This is a genomic window from Pseudomonas sp. PDM17, from assembly GCF_014851985.1.
Lineage (GTDB): Bacteria > Pseudomonadota > Gammaproteobacteria > Pseudomonadales > Pseudomonadaceae > Pseudomonas.
Genome location: NZ_JACVAT010000037.1, coordinates 1 through 255, shown reverse-complemented (window position 1 = coordinate 255; position 255 = coordinate 1). Strand labels below are relative to the sequence as shown.

Here is a 255-nt window from a genome sequence, read left to right as displayed (position 1 = left end):
CGGCAGCGCCCAGCTTGTCAGCCAGGGAGTAGAGGATGCTGAAGTTGTCGCCATTGCCCATGCCACGGCCGCCGGAAACGACGATCTTGGCAGCGGTCAGTTCCGGACGGTCGGACTTGGCCAGTTCCTCGCCCACGAAGGCGGACTTGCCAGCATCGGCCGGGCCGGAAACGGCTTCAACAGCGGCGGAGCCACCTTCGGCAGCCACGGCGTCGAAGCCGGTGCCACGCACGGTGATGACCTTGACGGCGGCCG

General features: G+C 67.5%; 1 protein-coding gene. It reads right to left on the bottom strand.

Annotated elements, in window-relative coordinates; all coding sequences use genetic code 11:
• Window positions 1-255: FAD-binding protein (locus IB256_RS30540; RefSeq protein ID WP_225602050.1), on the bottom strand; the 255-nt coding region annotated here is incomplete at both ends.